At 30.3% G+C, this 16,981-nt stretch carries 16 protein-coding genes; 4 read left to right on the top strand and 12 right to left on the bottom strand.

The genetic code is table 11. The features are described 5' to 3' along the window. Positions 1-161: 161 nt before the first annotated feature. Both lptB and BLP44_RS16695 read left to right on the top strand, forming a co-directional pair. Positions 162-902, top strand: coding sequence for an LPS export ABC transporter ATP-binding protein (gene lptB, locus BLP44_RS16700; protein WP_008464443.1), 741 nt, complete (start codon positions 162-164; stop codon positions 900-902). Between the two features lie 81 nt (positions 903-983). Continuing rightward, positions 984-1,211 carry a DUF5808 domain-containing protein gene (locus BLP44_RS16695; RefSeq protein WP_091134632.1) on the top strand — a complete coding sequence of 76 codons (228 nt, stop codon included), beginning with the start codon at positions 984-986 and terminating at the stop codon, positions 1,209-1,211. 13 nt (positions 1,212-1,224) lie between these two features. Here the strand turns inward: BLP44_RS16695 and BLP44_RS16690 are convergent, their stop codons facing one another. Then, positions 1,225-2,079 carry a glycoside hydrolase family 25 protein gene (locus tag BLP44_RS16690; RefSeq protein WP_008464441.1) on the bottom strand — a complete coding sequence of 285 codons (855 nt, stop codon included), beginning with the start codon at positions 2,077-2,079 and terminating at the stop codon, positions 1,225-1,227. Positions 2,080-2,088: 9 nt separating this feature from the next. Next, complete coding sequence (locus BLP44_RS16685) at positions 2,089-2,799, bottom strand: CDP-alcohol phosphatidyltransferase family protein (RefSeq protein ID WP_091134630.1); 711 nt, start codon at positions 2,797-2,799, stop codon at positions 2,089-2,091. 193 nt (positions 2,800-2,992) lie between these two features. Between BLP44_RS16685 and BLP44_RS16680 the strand changes: the two genes are divergently transcribed. Beyond that, positions 2,993-4,060, top strand: a complete 1,068-nt coding sequence (locus BLP44_RS16680) for a putative type IX sorting system protein PorV2 (RefSeq protein ID WP_455550102.1) — start codon at positions 2,993-2,995, stop codon at positions 4,058-4,060. A 33-nt stretch (positions 4,061-4,093) separates the two neighbouring features. Continuing rightward, positions 4,094-5,230 carry a lipoprotein N-acyltransferase Lnb domain-containing protein gene (locus BLP44_RS16675; protein WP_091134629.1) on the top strand — a complete coding sequence of 379 codons (1,137 nt, stop codon included), beginning with the start codon at positions 4,094-4,096 and terminating at the stop codon, positions 5,228-5,230. 6 nt (positions 5,231-5,236) lie between these two features. Here BLP44_RS16675 and BLP44_RS16670 read toward each other — a convergent pair whose 3' ends face one another. The 10 genes from BLP44_RS16670 to BLP44_RS16625 form a co-directional block, all read right to left on the bottom strand. Beyond that, positions 5,237-6,631: a sugar transferase gene (locus tag BLP44_RS16670; protein ID WP_091134627.1), complete on the bottom strand. Its 1,395-nt coding sequence runs from the start codon at positions 6,629-6,631 to the stop codon at positions 5,237-5,239. A 63-nt stretch (positions 6,632-6,694) separates the two neighbouring features. Next, entirely contained in the window at positions 6,695-8,035 is a 1,341-nt protein-coding gene (locus BLP44_RS16665) for an O-antigen ligase family protein (protein WP_091134625.1), read from the bottom strand. Between the two features lie 18 nt (positions 8,036-8,053). After that, entirely contained in the window at positions 8,054-9,139 is a 1,086-nt protein-coding gene (locus tag BLP44_RS16660) for a glycosyltransferase family 4 protein (protein WP_091134622.1), read from the bottom strand. Continuing rightward, positions 9,136-10,254: a glycosyltransferase gene (locus BLP44_RS16655; protein WP_091134620.1), complete on the bottom strand. Its 1,119-nt coding sequence runs from the start codon at positions 10,252-10,254 to the stop codon at positions 9,136-9,138. Before BLP44_RS16655 ends, BLP44_RS16660 begins: the two co-directional genes overlap by 4 nt. A 1-nt stretch (position 10,255) precedes the next feature. After that, positions 10,256-11,236: a glycosyltransferase gene (locus BLP44_RS16650; RefSeq protein WP_091134618.1), complete on the bottom strand. Its 981-nt coding sequence runs from the start codon at positions 11,234-11,236 to the stop codon at positions 10,256-10,258. 1 nt (position 11,237) lies between these two features. After that, complete coding sequence (locus BLP44_RS16645) at positions 11,238-12,233, bottom strand: glycosyltransferase family 2 protein (RefSeq protein WP_066033594.1); 996 nt, start codon at positions 12,231-12,233, stop codon at positions 11,238-11,240. Further along, positions 12,230-13,246 (bottom strand): exostosin domain-containing protein, encoded by a 1,017-nt coding sequence (locus BLP44_RS16640; protein WP_091134617.1) that lies wholly within the window; start codon positions 13,244-13,246, stop codon positions 12,230-12,232. The genes BLP44_RS16645 and BLP44_RS16640 overlap by 4 nt, the downstream gene beginning before the upstream one ends. Positions 13,247-13,261: 15 nt before the next feature. Continuing rightward, on the bottom strand, positions 13,262-14,212 hold the full coding sequence (locus BLP44_RS16635) for a hypothetical protein (protein ID WP_091134615.1): 951 nt from the start codon (positions 14,210-14,212) through the stop codon (positions 13,262-13,264). Between the two features lie 53 nt (positions 14,213-14,265). Further along, positions 14,266-15,795 (bottom strand): glycosyltransferase family 2 protein, encoded by a 1,530-nt coding sequence (locus BLP44_RS16630; protein ID WP_091134613.1) that lies wholly within the window; start codon positions 15,793-15,795, stop codon positions 14,266-14,268. Next, positions 15,795-16,949 (bottom strand): glycosyltransferase family 4 protein, encoded by a 1,155-nt coding sequence (locus tag BLP44_RS16625; protein ID WP_091134610.1) that lies wholly within the window; start codon positions 16,947-16,949, stop codon positions 15,795-15,797. Before BLP44_RS16625 ends, BLP44_RS16630 begins: the two co-directional genes overlap by 1 nt. Positions 16,950-16,981 lie beyond the last annotated feature (32 nt).

Here is a 16,981-nt window from a genome sequence, read left to right as displayed (position 1 = left end):
TTAGAGAATAAAGATAATTAGTCAATTAGATAATTTTCATACGATATGTTAATTCGTTTAATTGATTAATTTATTTTATCTTATTTTGCCAACAGAAATAATAATTATCTCATTATCAAATTGACACATTATCTAATTAAGATATTATCTAATTAAAAAAAATGAAGCTAAGAGCCGATAATTTAATCAAAACCTATAAAGGACGTAGTGTTGTAAAAGGAATTTCTGTTGAAGTAAATCAAGGAGAAATTGTGGGGCTTTTAGGGCCAAATGGAGCTGGAAAAACAACGTCATTCTATATGATTGTAGGATTGGTAAAACCAAATCAAGGAAATATTTTTCTTGATGATTTAAATATTACCGACTATCCAATGTACAAACGTGCTCAACAGGGAATTGGTTATTTGGCACAAGAAGCTTCTGTTTTTAGAAAATTAAGTATTGAAGACAATATCTTGAGCGTTTTACAATTAACGAAACTTTCTAAAGAAGCTCAAATTGCTAAAATGGAAAGCTTAATTGAAGAATTCAGCTTAGAACATATTCGCACCAACCGAGGCGATTTACTTTCTGGAGGCGAGCGTCGTCGTACCGAAATCGCGCGTGCATTAGCAACTGACCCTAAATTTATTTTATTGGATGAGCCTTTTGCAGGAGTTGACCCAGTTGCGGTCGAAGATATTCAACGAATTGTAGCGCAATTAAAAAATAAAAATATCGGAATCTTAATTACCGATCACAACGTTCAGGAAACTTTAGCCATTACGGATAAAACATATCTAATGTTTGAAGGAGGAATTCTAAAAGCTGGAGTTCCAGAAGAATTGGTAGAAGACGAAATGGTTCGTCGTGTTTATCTTGGACAAAACTTCGAGCTTCGTAAAAAGAAATTGGAATTTTAGAAAAAAGTATTCAGTCGCAGTCTCAGTTTACAGTCTCAATAGAAACTGAAAACTGTGACCGTCACTGCAAACTAATTTAAAATGAAATCAGAAAAACCAACTCAGGAAGATTACGATAATTGGCACAAAGATCCAAAGAATTGGTATTTCTTCAATAGCTTTTATTATAACCCTAAAGACAAAAGATTGCTTCCTCCTAAAAAGATTCAATGGATGGGTTATACTATAAATTTTGCCAATCCGTATTCTGTAATGCTTCTGTTGCCTTTTATAATAATTGTTATTTTGGTTTTATCAAATACTCTCTGAAAACTGAAGGCTTTTATTCCACTGTAATAAAATGCAATTGTTCTAAATCGCCGTTGTAAATATTAACATCAACGCGATGTTTGATTCCTGGCAGAGAAGCTTTTTCTGTAAACTGCCAAAACAGCCAATCATCTTCAATTTTCTCTCTGTAGAAATTATAATTGGCAATCCAGAACAAATAATCTCCGAATTCTTCTTTTAAAAAATCTGAATAATATCTTTCTCCAGAATAAATTATTGGGCGAACTTGGTAATGTTTCTCCACTTTATTCAACCAACGTTTCAAGCCTTTTTTTAAACTGTCCAAAGGCTGATTTTTAGGTAATTTTTCAATATCTAAAACAGGCGGAAGATCTCCTTTCTGCAATTTTACTGTTTTAATGAATAGATCTGCCTGTTCAATAGAATTTTCGTTTGGGCGATAATAATGATAGGCGCCACGCATGATTTTATTTTCTTTTGCACCTTCCCAATTTCTTTTAAATTGCCTATCTACACGATCATTTCCAGCAGTTGCGCGAATAAAAACAAACTGAACAGGATATTTTTCGTCCAAGATTTCGACTTCTTCCCAATCTACCTTTCCTTGAAATTCAGAAACATCAATTCCAATTACTTTTCCTTTATGATTTTCGAGAACTCGAATGTTTCGCACATCAGAAAGATGTTTATCAACCTCATCTTCTTCTAAAACTTTTTCTGTTCTAAAACCTAAATAATAAGCAAGCCCTTTGCGATAATGATAAATTATCCCAATGAATAAAAGTCCGAAAAAAATCAATAAAAGTCCTCGAAAAAGTCTGCTTAGAAAAGATCTTCCAGCTGGTTTTCTTGAATATGTTTTACGATAAGTCGTTTTTCTTGCCATTAAACAGAATTACTTTTTCAAAAAAAGATTATTAATGATCGACAGCAATACATAAAAAGCAATAATCAACGGAATTGCCATATATTGAAGCAACGCAATCATTAGTACAGAAATGATCAAAAATACAATTTGAAGTGCGTTTTCTTTAAAACTAAATTTTTTAATTTTTAAAGCAAACAACGGAATTTCAGCATTTAAAATATAAGCACTACACAGCGTTATCACCAATAAAACCCATTGATTGGTTAAAATTTCTAAAACCATTAACGAATCTGAAAATGAAATTACCAAAGGAAGGCTTAAAATAAACAAAGCGTTTGCAGGCGTAGGCAATCCGATAAAAGAATCCGTCTGACGTGTATCGATGTTAAAATTAGCCAAACGATAGCAAGATCCCAAAGTGATAATAAATCCTAAAAACGGAATTGCTGGATGCGATCCTAATTCATGTGCGCTGTTGGTAAACATGCTGTACATCACATATCCAGGCGTTACACCGCTTGTTACCATATCTGCCAAAGAATCCAACTGCAACCCAAGCGGACTTGACACTTTAAATAATCTGGCAAAAAAACCATCAAAGAAATCAAAAAAGATTCCTAAGCAAACCATATAAAAAGCCATTAAATAATCGTTCTGAGAAACATAAACAATTGCGACACAACCGCAGAAAAGATTTATTAATGTAATTAGATTTGGGATATGCTTTTTGATATTCATAGCTTAAAAATTTGATAATGGCAGAGAACAAATTTAGTATAATAACTGGATGCAAAACGAGTTTTTTCGAGAGTTTTTTATTTCGAAGCGCGACTTTGGGAATATTTAAGCAAAGGAACTTATTAGATGAGTAAAATATTATATTTTTGATAAAAATTTTTAAAACAGGCATCGATCTGCAAAAACATATCAGTTGAAGAAATATTTAGTGTTTTTATTCTTTTGGAGTTGTACTTTTCAGTATGCGCAAACCGTTCGAAAATATTCGAATGAATTTATGAATATTGGGGTCGATGCTGCTGCTCTTGGAATGGCAAGTGCCGTAACTGCCTCTTCAAATGACGTAAATGCAGTTTACTGGAATCCAGCAGGTTTGACGCATCTCGAAGATCATCAAATCGCTTTAATGCATGCCAGCTACTTTGCCAATATTGCGCAATACGATTACATTGGTTACGCAAGTCCAATTGACGACAGAAGTGCTTGGGGAATTTCGATGATTCGTTTTGGAGTCGACGACATCATGGACACTACACAGTTAATCGATAATCAAGGAAATATTGATTACAACAGAATCAGTCTCTTTTCTACAGCAGATTATGGTTTTACTTTTTCTTATGCAAGAAAACTGCCTGTTGACGGATTTCAATACGGTGTAAACGCAAAAGTAATTCGAAGAGTGATTGGAAAATTTGCCAATTCGTGGGGTTTTGGATTTGATATTGGACTTCAATTTGAAAGAAATGATTGGAAATTTGGTTTAATGCTTCGCGACATCACTACAACTTACAACGTTTGGAATATTGATGAAGAAGAATATGAAAAAATCGCCAATGCAATTCCGGGAGAAAATAATACTTTGCCAGAAAGCACAGAGATAACATTGCCAAAAGCACAATTGGGAGTTTCAAAAAGATTTGATTTTCATAACGAATGCAGTCTTGTGACCTCAGCTAATTTAAATATGCGTTTTGAACAAACAAATGACATTATTTCTTCAAAAGCTATAAGTATAGACCCAGCTCTAGGGTTTGAGTTTGGCTATACCGATTTAGTTTTTGTGCGCGCTGGAGCAGGAAACTTTCAGAATGTAACGCAGCTAGATAACACCGAAAAAGTAAATTTTCAGCCTAATATTGGTTTGGGATTTAGATATAAAGGCATACAAATTGATTACGCTTTGACTGATTTAGGAAACCAAAGTACCGCATTATATTCTAATATTTTTTCGTTAAAAGTAGATTTGGGTATCTTTAGATAATTAGAAACCATAAAACATTTAAAATTTTAAATCATGAAAACTGTCATGTTCAAAAAAGCACTTTTTATTTTATTATTCTTAGCAAGTTTTATTGGTTTCAGCCAAAGTTTACCTTTATCTAAAGACGCCAAAATAAGCATTTTGACTTGCGGACTTGGAAATGAGACTTATTCTTATTTTGGACATACCGCTGTTCGAGTATTTGATCCATCAAATAATATTGATATCGTTTATAATTATGGCGCATTTGATTTTAGAACCCCTAATTTCGTTGCCAAATTCGCGAAAGGTGATTTACAATATTTTATTATTACTCATCCTTTTTCTGATTTTATAAGTGAATATAGCAATGATAAACGAAGTGTTTATGAACAAGAACTTCTCATTGGTCTTCCTTTAAAACAAAAAATATTTGACAATCTGAATCATTCTTTATTTTCTGAAGAAAGATATTATACTTATAAATTTATTGATAAAAATTGCACCTCGATGGTTGTTGATGTTATAAATAAATCACTAAATCAAAATGCAATAACTAAAAAAGGAGACACAGACAAGACCTACCGTTCTATCCTATTTCCCTATTTTGATGGACATTTTTATGATCAATTAGGAACTAGCATTATTTTCGGAACTAAAGTTGATCAAATGGGAACCAGAATTTTTCTTCCATTTGAATTGAAAAACAGTTTAGATAAAACCACTTTCCAGAATAAACCTCTTGCAGCTAAAAGCAAAACGCTATTAGAATTTACGAAAGAAACACCGAAATCTTGGTGGAATAACATTTACACATATCTCTTTATTCTGCTTTTTGTAATCTTTGCTAAAAACAAAATAGTAGATAAAATCTATTTTTTGATTTTATCCTTAATGGGGATATTCTTTGTAATAATGGGATTTTATTCATTCCACCAAGAGCTGGCGATGAATTATAATGTATTGCTTTTTAGTCCACTTTTATTGGTTTTAGTTTTGTTTTCAATTTTCAAAAACAAACTATGGACGTATCGATTTTCGCTGATCAACTTTGTCCTTTTAGTGATTTACTTTTTATTTTTAATCAATAAGGCACATTTCTTTATCACTTTACCGTTGATCATTACAAGCGGAGTGGTTTTAGTGCGAACCGCAATCCGCAACAAAAAACCAATTCCGATTATAATCTAAAAATTTTTATTGCCCCCTGTAGAATAAAACCGTCGTAATGGTCTTGAAAGTAATACTTAGGTCGAGAAATATACTTCTGTGTTTGATGTAATACAAATCGTACTGAAGTTTAACCAAGCTTTCGTCAATTGATTCTCCATAAGAATAATTTACCTGCGCCCATCCAGTAAGTCCAGGTTTAATTACATGACGCGTTTCATAAAAAGGCATTACAGCGGCAATTTCTTCAACAAAAAAAGGACGTTCAGGCCTCGGGCCAATTACGCCCATATCTCCTTTTAAGACATTAATAAATTGAGGAAGTTCATCAATTCTAGACTTCCGCATAAATTTACCAAATGGAGTAACTCTTTTGTCATTATGAGTCGCAAAAACAGCTCCATTTGCTTCTGAATTCTCAGTCATGGTTCTAAACTTATAAATCTCGAAAACGACTCCGTTTTTCCCCACTCTTTCTTGAGTGTAAAAAAGACTCCCTTTATTGGCAAAAAGATTACAGAGAAAGATTATCGGAATAAAAAACAGACTGATTAAAAGCCCCAGAATAGAAAACATGAGTTCGATAAGACGAACCAAAGACAAGTACAGTTTATTACTATTACTTCTGCTAAAGGGGAAAAATCTATAAAAATCTCTTTCTATGTGATGAACAGGAATTCGCTGTGTTTTGCTTTCGTAAACTTGTGTGTATTCGCGTATGATATATCCTTTTTCTAATAAATGAAGCAGCTGCTGATATAGATCGGAAGTTATACCATCTGTTTTCTGAGAAGCAATTACAATTTCTGAGACATAATGTGTAGAAACGAAACGTTCTAAATCTTCTTTCTTTATTTCGCTTACATAATGAAAATCTAAATTTTCATCTGCAACAGAATCGGAATTAACGAAACCAATAATTTTGTAATGCGGATCAACGCTTTCCAATCCTAAGACTAATTTTTCAACTTCACTTTGATCACAAATCAAAACAACATTTTGCGAAAAACGATGAGAGGCTAGAAAATAGCAATAGAACAAACGCCAAAGCAATAATGTAATTAGTATTGTAAAATAAAATATTACAATTACTAATCTTTGTTTGGGCAGTACCGGAGAAAGAACAGGCGTAAACAAATAAGCTAAAACAGTGGCTGTTGCGGTAAAAACGACATTTTGCAGAATCTGCAGATGATTGCTTGCTACCTGTAGATTATAGATTTCAAATATTACACCAAAGACAAAAAGATAGCTGACTAGTAAAAGTATGCTAAGCGAGCTACTTAAATCAAAGGCGAAATAATGATAATCAAAGATTGCGCTTAATAAATATAAAGCAAATAGAATAAAAACAGCATCGAAAGAAAGGAGTAAGATCTTCCTCTCCGAGATTTCGAAATGCATTTTCTTTTTTGATAACATCTCTTGTAGGTTTTAATTTGGTTAGGGCAAAGCAAATGTATCGCAAAAAATATAACTAATCTATTAATTTTCTGTTTCTTCAGCAATTTTTATTTGCACTGAAAGTAGGCATAGTGCGTATACGAAAGCTGGTGCGGCTATTCTCATGGCTGCATGGTTAATAGTCAGTATCCAAAATATAAAAAATGATAGAAAATATAAATGTTGCTTGTTATTTATATAACTCACGATTGGCGTAAAAAAAAGAATTAAAAATGCAAGTACGCCAAATACTCCATGTTCTGCACCTAGCCTTGTAATTTCACTGTGTGAAGCTACTTCCTGTCCTAATTCTTCAACTCTCTCATATTTACTCATTCCTGCTCCTACACCAAAAATAGGATTATTCAAAAACAAATTTATTTCTGCATTCATAACTTCTTCTCTACCACCTAAATGATCTTTTTTATCTCTCCCACGAGCATCTTTATTGGCATATCGTTTCTCAATAAGTCCATTTGTTTGTAAGGAACTATAAGTCCATATTCCAATAGACATTAAACCCGTTAAAGCAAAAACGACAATAAATTTACTCTTTCCTCTTGCATTAGAGAGATAATAAACAACGGCAAAAAGACAAATAATCATGGCTATTGCGGTAAAAACCCCTCCTCTTGAAAAAGTTACAATACCCCTATAACTTATAAAGATAAGTAGGCCTCCATTAATAAAAATATCCTTTTTAGTTTTTGAAAATAAAATTAATTGTGAAAAAAAAACAAATATGCCTAATCCCAATATTGTAGAAACTTGATTAGGACCAAATCCTCCAGAAGTTTCAAAATTTGATTGAGTACCTGTGACCACCTCTTTTATGCTCGGCGTATATAAAAACAGATAAATAGTAGTTGTTATTATAGGAAAACCAATTGATTTTAACACATTCTGGAGATCATTAAATATAATCTTTCTATTGATCATATAAGTTGCGCATATAGCTAAACAAAAAGGGCCAGATAAATTAAAAACTAGAATTTTTCTAATATCGATATCAAAACTGGCTGTTTCTGTAGTAATTAAAACAGCAGGTAATAGTAGTATTAAAAAAAATGAGAATATGAATGCGCTTTTAGAAAAGTTTTTAAAAATTATGCCACAAAGCATAAAAAAGACGACCAAATACTTCACATACTCATTGTTAAAATTTCCGCCTGTCATACGTAAAAAAACCTCAGCTCCTACTAGATAAGCACTTACATATAATACTTCATTGTTCTTGTTTTTATTTTTAAAAACAAAAAAAGCCCCAATAACAGGAATCAGAAAAGCATAAATTTTGGACAAAAAAGGAAGTGCAAAAACAACAAATGCTATTACAATATGCAGAATGATTAATGATGTATAATTAAATTTTGTATTTTTCATTTAATAAATAACGGTTTATCACGCAAAAGTAGTCAAAGATTCCAACCATGCGATGTACCCATTCAAAATTGATTTTTCACTAAAATTCTGCTCAACGAGGGAAAAGAGCTTTTTCCCTATTATTTTTCTCGTTTCTTCTTGTTCTATCAAATATTCAACAGCTTTTACAAATTGTTCCAAATTATTTGATTCTATCAACAAACCTTCTTGCTGAGACTGTATAATTTTTTTTACCTCGCCAACATCTGTTGCAACAACTGGTAAGCTCGACAATCCATATTCCAAAACAGCTAAAGGAAGTCCCTCTGAGCGAGAAGTCAAAACAGCAATTTCAGATTGTTTGAGTAAATTTTGTGTATTATTCATCTCGCCATAGAAAAATACTGCTTCGGTAAGCTGAAGATCATTTACTTTTTTTACAAGATTTTTACTATAGTCGTCATAAAAATCTTTACCAATTAAATGAAATGACCATTCTGGAAATTTTTGATGAAGCATTTGCGCTCCATTTATCAATAGTTCATGATTTTTTTGCGGACGCAAATTGGCAACGCAAATTATTCTTTTACCCTCAATCCCTTTTAGTTTAAAATTACTTGACGAATCTATTGATTCAAGTATAAAATTAGGGAAGTAAGTAACATTTGGACAATGTAAATAATCTAAAGCCCATTTTTTCAGATAATCATTTACTGAAATAATTCCTAGAAATAAAAATGATGCTATTTTCAATATCAAATTTTTTCTCGAATCTAAATCTTGAGAAATACCGAAATGATCATGCCATATAATTTTAATCTTTGGAATAAAAATTTTAGCTAAAGCAGCAATAAAAAATGATGAACTATGTGCATGAATTATTTCTACTTTATTTCCTTTTAGATAGCTAATTATTCTAGAAAGAGCTTTTGGATCAATACTAGATTTTTTTTTCAAAAATAAATATGCCACTTTTTCATCTAAATAATCTAAAAGCAAACCTTCTTTACGAGTTGCTATTAGACCCGAAAATTCAACTTTCTCCGAAAGTGCATTGGCATAATTTATTGCCATTCTTTCTGCTCCTCCAGTTTCTAAGGAATCTATTATTTGTACGATTCTCATACTTGCAACATTGCTTTAATTTCTTTTTCGAAAACATCAGTTGTATATTTTTGTGACCAAATCACAGCTAATTTGCTTTTATTCGTAAACACTCCATCATTTTCAATTATTTTCATAATTTCATTCAAATCGTTCTCTAAATTCATTTCCAACATAATACCTCTATCTCCAAAATCCAACATAGATGGAACGCAAGAAACTTTAGTAGCAATAGGAACACATCCCCAAAACATTCCTTCTGCAATTGCTTTAGGCCAACCTTCACTTTTTGATGGCAATACAACGAAATGACTTTCTTTATACGCCTTTTTTAAAGTTTCTCTATTTTGATTCCCTTTTAAGAAAATATATTTCTCTAAATTGTTAATCTGAATATAGTTTTCAAGAGAACTTCTTTTTACACCATCTCCATATAAATCTAATGTGACATTGCAACCTTTTTTAATCAAGCCTTCAATCAATTTTATTGCATACAAAGGTCTTTTCCCATCCACTAAGCTTCCAACAAAAAGAAACTTAAAGCATAAATTAGTGTTGGTTTTAGCGATTATCTCTTTTTCAGAATCAGAGTAAGTAGCTGTAAAAAATGATTTAATATTTTTAGATTGATTTTTCCAATCACCATAAACTAAAACTTTCATATTTTTAGTCAAGAAAGTATTTTTTAACAAATATTTCTGTAATCTATATGTCCAAGGTTGTTTGCTATTTGGATCCCAATTACCCGCATATTTAGCAGTTTTTATTTTATTTGGAAATAGAATTTGAACAAAACAAGCGACTAATCCCATATTACCTGGGCATCTTAAATGAATATGATCGGCTTTTTTCATTGCCAGATATATTTTCCAGAAAATAATAGGCAATTTAAAAATTGATATTATTCTACTTTTTAATGATGTAAAACCAAAATCTGGAACATTTTTAAAGTTTACATTATCGCACTGATAAGATAGATCAATAGGCAAAATATTTCCATTTTTTAATGGAGCAACAATTGTTACTTTATTTACATATTTCAACCAAATATTCATTTCTCCAATATATGGACCATAACCAAAATATTGATTGTCTTTATGAATATGATTGACATGGGTTATTATTAAAAAATTCATTCTAGTTTCTTTCTAATAATCTTAAAATAACTTTTTGAGGCGCTAAATATTTTTCAAAATATTCTCGGCTTTCCAATTCTAAACTATTTTTAAAGGTTGGATCATCTATCAATTTCTTAATGTTTTTTTGCAAGTCGTCTTTATTTCCAATATACAAAACATGCTTTTCATTCTCTAAAACTGCCGGCAATTCATTATAATGGTGAGTTGTAATAATTGCTTTCCCAAGAGCTAAAAATTCTCCTAATTTCCAGCCGTGGCAAGAAAGAACAGCTGGCGTATTGAATACAAATGCAGAGTTTTTAATTTTTTCGATATAAATATTAAGTGGAATTTTTTTTGAATAAACTAATTTATCGAAACCTAAATTGTCTCCATTAGTTCTAGCTGCAAAGCCTCCTTCAAAAATAAGATTCGAATTGTTTTTACATGTTTCAATAAATAAAGCCCTATTCTCATTCGTTTCATTTTCTTTTTTCCAAATTGAGTTCATAAAAAAAATTTCATTCAAAGAAGATTTTACATGCTTGTATTTTTTCAATTCTAGCCTTTTATATTGTCTCCAATAATTTGCTACAAACTCTTTTTTATTTGTAATGTTCTTTCTGAACCTAATAAAATTGAGACTTAAAAAATACAATGTTTCACTTAAATTCCAGATTTTAACCCCAAAACTTGGACCAATAGGAACAATTTTTTTATTATGATTAGCTGAGAACTCCTTAGTTTTATAATTTATTTTTCCGTAAACATTGCACCATTCAAGCTCTGCAGTGCCAATTTCACTAGAATCTCTTGAGTCTATAATTATTTTTTTTGATAGATTTCCTTCTTCAATAATTACCGCAAATGTGCCTTGACTAAATGCTGGAAACTTTGACACATTAAATTCAAAATTCTTACAAACCTCACTTAGCCCTTGAATATAATATGCATCATAGAATATATTACAAAGTCCATAAATGTAAATTTTTGTTTTCATTTTATCTTTTAGGTTTATTTAAAATTAAACTAAAGCATCCGACAACTCGTCCTATTGCTTCTGTAAAAGTGGCTTTTTTTTCAGCTCCATTAATAACATTTGTAAATCGTATCAAAATCAATAAAAATGTGATCACATTCCATTTCAAACGATCTTTCAAAATTGGATTAGGATTTTTTGTTCGCCAAACATACCATCCATTTCTAACTACCATTTTGCCATAGTGAAACTGGTTTGGCCTACCAGCAGGATCGTGATAGTGGTTCAGCTTTGCTTCTGTATTAAGGTACAATTTTCCTTTTTTTGCCAATCTTAAACAAAAATCCGCATCTTCGTACAAACCGTAACCCTCAAAATAAGTTGAAAATGAAAACTCTTCAAATACTGATTTTTTGAAAGATGAAACGCCACCCATTAATTGTTCTGATTCATAAATCTTTCCGCTTGGAGGTAAAAAACCAACACTTCTTCCATGTGAAAAATTAGGTGAAAACCCTGGAGGAGTATTACTGTCTAAATTCAGTTTTTTTCTTAGTACAAAACGACTTCCATCCTTTCGTTTCCATCCATCAAAATAGAATTCATTAATCTTGAACTTATAATTTTCAGGAATTATGTCCCATTTTATTTCATTAACAATATAGCCTCCTACTCCTAATGCTTCAGGAAATAAAAGGTATGTGTTTAATAAATTTTGAAAATAATTAGATTCCAGAACAATGTCATCATCCAAAAAACATACAATATCGCTGGTAGGATCTAATTTGGAAATTCCAAAATTACGCTGTTTCGTTAACCCTCTTTCTTTATCAGAAACTAAAAAATATTTTAAATTTTTGAATTCCTTATTATCTAGAGCAACTTTAGTTCTGTCATTAAGTGAACCGTCAATAATTAAAATTTCATTTGGATAAAAAACTTGATTTTGAACCGAAATTAGTAATTTTAATAACGGCTCAGGACGCATATAAGTACAGATAATTAGAGAAAACTTCATTTACTTTCTAAATATTTATTACTAATTTGAACAAAATAATCGACTCTGTTTAATCTTTCCAATACTAATTTTCGATTATTAGTTTGTATTTCTTCAAGTTCAAATTCTGTTTTAGAAGAATGAAAGTTTAGTAAGTCTTGAATTATCGAATCTTCTAAAACAATAACACAATGTTTGTTCCAGTCAATTAAATCTTCTAATGGTAGCCTTACATCTGTATTAATTAAAACAGGAATTCTACCCATTATTAATGCTTCATAAAATCGAACAGAAAAATTTCCATTTCCGCGCAGGCAAAAAGTATATAAATTATCCTGGATGTTTTTAAAAAACTCTAATGTTGTTTTCTCTTTATTTTCATTTCTAGCTCTATATTTATCTCTAAAAATAAAATCACTTTGAATTCTTTTATCTTTTTGGAGTTTATAGAGAAGTTTATATCTTTTTCTTCCAGCTGGATAAAAAGGATGATAATCTTCTGGATATCGATATCCCAAATTAATAATAACTCTTTTTAAATAGAGAATAAACTCTTTAATGAACTTAAAAAGAGAGCCGTTTGCATTGCCTACAAAACCAATACTTGGCCTTTTTTTTTTGGGAAGCACAAAAAAATCGTCTTTTAAAATTTTATTATATGGATCATTCACAAAGGAAGGCATTATGGAAGTATTAGTTGGTAACTTCGAATTAAAACCTCCCATTCTAAAAGTCAAAACATTTTCATTCTTAAAAGTAAATCCAAAATCACCAGCTGTATAAATCCAAATTGGCACTTTATTTTGTGACATTTTCGCAATCCAATTATGAAAAAAATTGCTTTTATCTTTTTTCAAAAAAGAAACAATGTCTACAGGAAAAATGGCAACGTCAGCTTCTGAAAGAGAATCTACAAAAATAAAATTTGACCTTGTGCCATTATTTGGCAGGTATACCATATCAAATAATAATGGAAATATTATTCTTCTATTATCTTCTGTCAAGAAAAGATGTTCTGTATATATCTTCACCATACTCTAGCAGATATTTTAATTCGTTATGCTTTTAAACTTGCCCTCTCCTATTATAGCAGCATATTTTGAAAAACTACTGTAATACATTTGATCAATTGCTACTAAAAATACATGCTCACTTTCTGCTAAATAGTAAAAATCAAGAAATGTTTTAGAATGATAATCAAGATCAGAATTATTATTTTCTAAATGTTTTGGGACTCCTGCCAAAGTCTTATAATTAGTTGTGGCTCTAACATGATTTAAAAAAAAATCACTATCAGAAAATATGTACGCTACTTTGTCAGGGTATTGGTTGGCTTTATCATTAATCGCTTTTATAACCTTTTGAATTAAATTCAACTTTTCATTTTCATTCAAAATCATTTTTGTTGAATCTGAAAAATCTCCCATTAAAGTAGTAAATCTAGTATGGAATGCTATCCTTGGTTCAGAACTAAGAATATTTAATTTTTCTTGTAGATAATTTGAGGTTTTAAATAGGTGGTCATAATTATTTTTCCAAATAAATTTTATCTCCTGCTCATTTTTAGCTGGGTATAACTTGGCTAAATAATCGACATTGCAATAAACAAAAAAAGTTTTTGCTTTAGATTTCTCAAAAATTTGAAGAGGTTTTCTTTTAAAATCGTTAATTAAATAAACAATTTTAGAGGAAAAAACATTGTATTTAACTTCTTTTTCATTGATAATCCAATCACTTGCGTTTGGCTCTAAAAAATTTGTTAATTCAAATGGATGTGTGAAGAAAATTTTAAATTCAAAATCTAAAATTTTAGAAATCTCATACAAAGAAATTATCCCTTTTAACCGATCTACTAATCCGCCATGTGGTAAATTACCATCAAAACAGATTATAATCTTTGTTTTTTCTTGTTTGCTAGAAAAAACAAATTTTTTAGAATAATATTTTAGTAAAATCAATTGTTTGTAAAAACGCGCAATTTTCTTTCTGAGTAACTTCATATAATTTTTAACTTCTTTAAAATTTTCTAGTTTTAAAATAAACTATTGCATTCTTATAATTTTTTACTCCAATCGACACTTAAATTCCATCCTTTTTTAAATGAAACATAAAAATCAGCCCAATTAAAAAGAGATTCTTTTCTTATGGCTTTTATGAACAGCCTCAGTTTATAACCGTTAATTTGTTTTTGATTCAAATATTTCTGTTTTGTATACATAATTGTTGGAGATGGCTTTGGCTGATATTTTTCGCCTGTCCAAGGAAAATGAGGTTTGATTCTAAATCCACCGAAAGGAGCTTTCAAATGTAAAATAGCTGGATCAGGGAAATAGATTACATCAAAACCTTGTTGTCTTAGTTGCATTCCGAAATCAAAATCTTCACCGTAACCAAATTCTAAGGCCATTGAAAAAGAAACATTAGCTAAACAGCTTGATTTTACAAAACTATTTCCAGAACCAAAAATTCCTGTTTGGTGAATATCTTTAAATAGTAATTTTTCATTTTTTTGTAAATATGATGTTGTTGCAACAAAGGTCCCAAATTGTTCAATTTTATTAAAGATATTGCCAATTAAATTTTCATCAAACCTATTATCGTCATCATTTAAAAAGACCCATTCGCTCGAAACTTGGCTCAGAGCAACATTTCGTGCATTACAAGCTCCTGTTAGATGAGTAAAGATATGTTTAATAGCAAACGGCCATTTTTCAGAATTTAAATAATCTAATTCACTTTGACTTCCTTCTATAGGATTTTGCTCTACAATTATAACATTTTGTGGTAAATGAGTCTGTTTTGCTAAATCTTGCAATACATCATACAAACAATCTTTTCGTCCAATCGTTGGAATAATAACATCAATAGTTTTAGATTCCACAATTTTTAATTTTGATTGAACTGATATTTCAGATAAATCAAAATTGATTTTATTTCGTTTTTTAAATCGCAACGAAAACAATAAAGGGGCTATTGGAAAGCGTTTTTCAAAAATTAAGAAATTAAAAAACAGTATGAATATCCAGCGTGTACGATAATGTTGTTTTGCAAACTGAAACAAAGTGTAAATATTTGCTTTTTTTACTGGAATTGAGATTGTTTTATCAATAACAAGTCTTGGTTCTGAATAGCAAAACAGTCCTTTTATAGATGCTATTTTTGCAATACTATGTAAGAAATAATCAAAGTTATTTGCTAACTTAATTTTATTTTCAAATTGCAAAAGCGCTTTTGAGCTAATTCCCCCCACTGCACTGCTGGTTAACCAAGTTGGGTAACTAACCTTTTTATTAACATTTAAAAATGCAGACTCGTCAATATATCCAATACCATTTGAAAAGTATTCTTCAATATCCTTATTGAAAGATGCCATGATTCTATCATGATGAAAAATTGTATCTATAGCCTCCCAATTTATATTAGATTCTACAGTAATATGACTCCAGATTATTCTATCTGTTGGGAATTTTTTCGCAAATGTCATTAAAGTTGAGGCAATATTTAAAGAAGATTCAAATGAAATAGCTTCTCCATCTTTGCAAACTTTTACAACTTTATTATTTTTATGACAAACAACTACCATTAAATTTTCTTATTAATTATCTTTTTATAAAACTCTACATTTTCTTTCACCAATTGATTGATATCAAAATGAGATTCTACTTTAATTCTAGCTTTTTCTCCAATTTCCTGACAAAGTGAATTGTCTTTTAGTAATTGAATAATTCGATTTGAATAAAGATCATGATTTGAAGGATAAACCAAATAACCACTTTCTTCATCTACAATAAGCTCTTGTGCCCAGCCAATATTACTATTTACAACAGCTTTTTGCATGGCCATTGATTCTATTGTAACCATTCCTAAAGTTTCTGCAAAAGTTGGAAACACACACACATTTGCTTTCTTTATATAAGTTTGAACTTCATTGTACGGAATTTTACCCAAATAGTTTACATTCTTCAAGTCCTCTTCAGTGAACAAATCTTTCATTAGTTCCCATGTTGATTTTGAACCTGTTTTTATATCGAACGAATCTGTACCAATTAAAACTAATTTAACGTCTGGAATATCATTACGAACTTTGCTAAAAATTTCAGGCAGTTCTAAAACTCCTTTCTTTCTAATCAGAGTTCCAATATATAAAATCAGTTTTTTTTCAAATTCTTTAGGAAATTCATTTTTAAAATTTTCAAGATCCAAACCGTTATGAATAGCTATGATTTCTTTTCCTTTTATATTAAAAAGTTTTTTTGAAACCTCTCCTGTAAATTTTGTTGGTGAAATAAAAGCTTTTGCTTGATTTATAGCTAATTTTTCAAACCAAAAATTCTTACGCTTCTGCTTTCTATTTTCTAAATGACAAAAATAAGTATCACTTCCGTGAAAACGAATTACTAGAGGTGCATCTAAGTTCATAAAAGCCGTAATTCCTGTCCAGTCAGGAGCTTCAAGTAATTCAATCTTTTCTTTTTCAATAACTGAATTGATATAATTCTGAATATATTTTCGATGAAAAAACCAACCAAAAAGTTTATATTTTTTATTTTGAATTAAATGAATCTTAACGCCATTTTCTTCCAAAATCTCTTGTTTTTTCTGACCATAAACAAAAACAGTAACTTTAATATTCTCATTACTTAATGCTGTAGTAAGATTTTTTATACTAGTTCCTATTCCAGCTGCGTAAGCAACTTGGGGGTGAGGAAATTCAGGTGTTAAAAAAGCTATATGCATATTTAATTGTTTTTTGAAAAAACAGTTTTTTA

The sequence above is a fragment of the Flavobacterium anhuiense genome (assembly GCF_900101855.1).
GTDB lineage: Bacteria > Bacteroidota > Bacteroidia > Flavobacteriales > Flavobacteriaceae > Flavobacterium > Flavobacterium anhuiense.
Note: the sequence above shows the minus strand (reverse complement) of the source record. Positions and strands in the feature narration are given on the sequence as shown.

What these genes read in the sequence shown, in the direction of transcription:
- BLP44_RS16685 (WP_091134630.1), bottom strand. Translation starts at nt 2,799, where the DNA reads ATGAATATCAAAAAGCATATCCCAAATCTAATTACATTAATAAATCTT.
- BLP44_RS16695 (WP_091134632.1), top strand. Translation starts at nt 984, where the DNA reads ATGAAATCAGAAAAACCAACTCAGGAAGATTACGATAATTGGCACAAA.
- BLP44_RS16690 (WP_008464441.1), bottom strand. Translation starts at nt 2,079, where the DNA reads ATGGCAAGAAAAACGACTTATCGTAAAACATATTCAAGAAAACCAGCT.
- BLP44_RS16630 (WP_091134613.1), bottom strand. Translation starts at nt 15,795, where the DNA reads ATGGTAGTTGTTTGTCATAAAAATAATAAAGTTGTAAAAGTTTGCAAA.
- BLP44_RS16665 (WP_091134625.1), bottom strand. Translation starts at nt 8,035, where the DNA reads ATGAAAAATACAAAATTTAATTATACATCATTAATCATTCTGCATATT.
- BLP44_RS16675 (WP_091134629.1), top strand. Translation starts at nt 4,094, where the DNA reads ATGAAAACTGTCATGTTCAAAAAAGCACTTTTTATTTTATTATTCTTA.
- BLP44_RS16660 (WP_091134622.1), bottom strand. Translation starts at nt 9,139, where the DNA reads ATGAGAATCGTACAAATAATAGATTCCTTAGAAACTGGAGGAGCAGAA.
- BLP44_RS16650 (WP_091134618.1), bottom strand. Translation starts at nt 11,236, where the DNA reads ATGAAAACAAAAATTTACATTTATGGACTTTGTAATATATTCTATGAT.
- BLP44_RS16645 (WP_066033594.1), bottom strand. Translation starts at nt 12,233, where the DNA reads ATGAAGTTTTCTCTAATTATCTGTACTTATATGCGTCCTGAGCCGTTA.
- BLP44_RS16670 (WP_091134627.1), bottom strand. Translation starts at nt 6,631, where the DNA reads ATGTTATCAAAAAAGAAAATGCATTTCGAAATCTCGGAGAGGAAGATC.
- BLP44_RS16635 (WP_091134615.1), bottom strand. Translation starts at nt 14,212, where the DNA reads ATGAAGTTACTCAGAAAGAAAATTGCGCGTTTTTACAAACAATTGATT.
- lptB (WP_008464443.1), top strand. Translation starts at nt 162, where the DNA reads ATGAAGCTAAGAGCCGATAATTTAATCAAAACCTATAAAGGACGTAGT.
- BLP44_RS16655 (WP_091134620.1), bottom strand. Translation starts at nt 10,254, where the DNA reads ATGAATTTTTTAATAATAACCCATGTCAATCATATTCATAAAGACAAT.
- BLP44_RS16625 (WP_091134610.1), bottom strand. Translation starts at nt 16,949, where the DNA reads ATGCATATAGCTTTTTTAACACCTGAATTTCCTCACCCCCAAGTTGCT.
- BLP44_RS16640 (WP_091134617.1), bottom strand. Translation starts at nt 13,246, where the DNA reads ATGGTGAAGATATATACAGAACATCTTTTCTTGACAGAAGATAATAGA.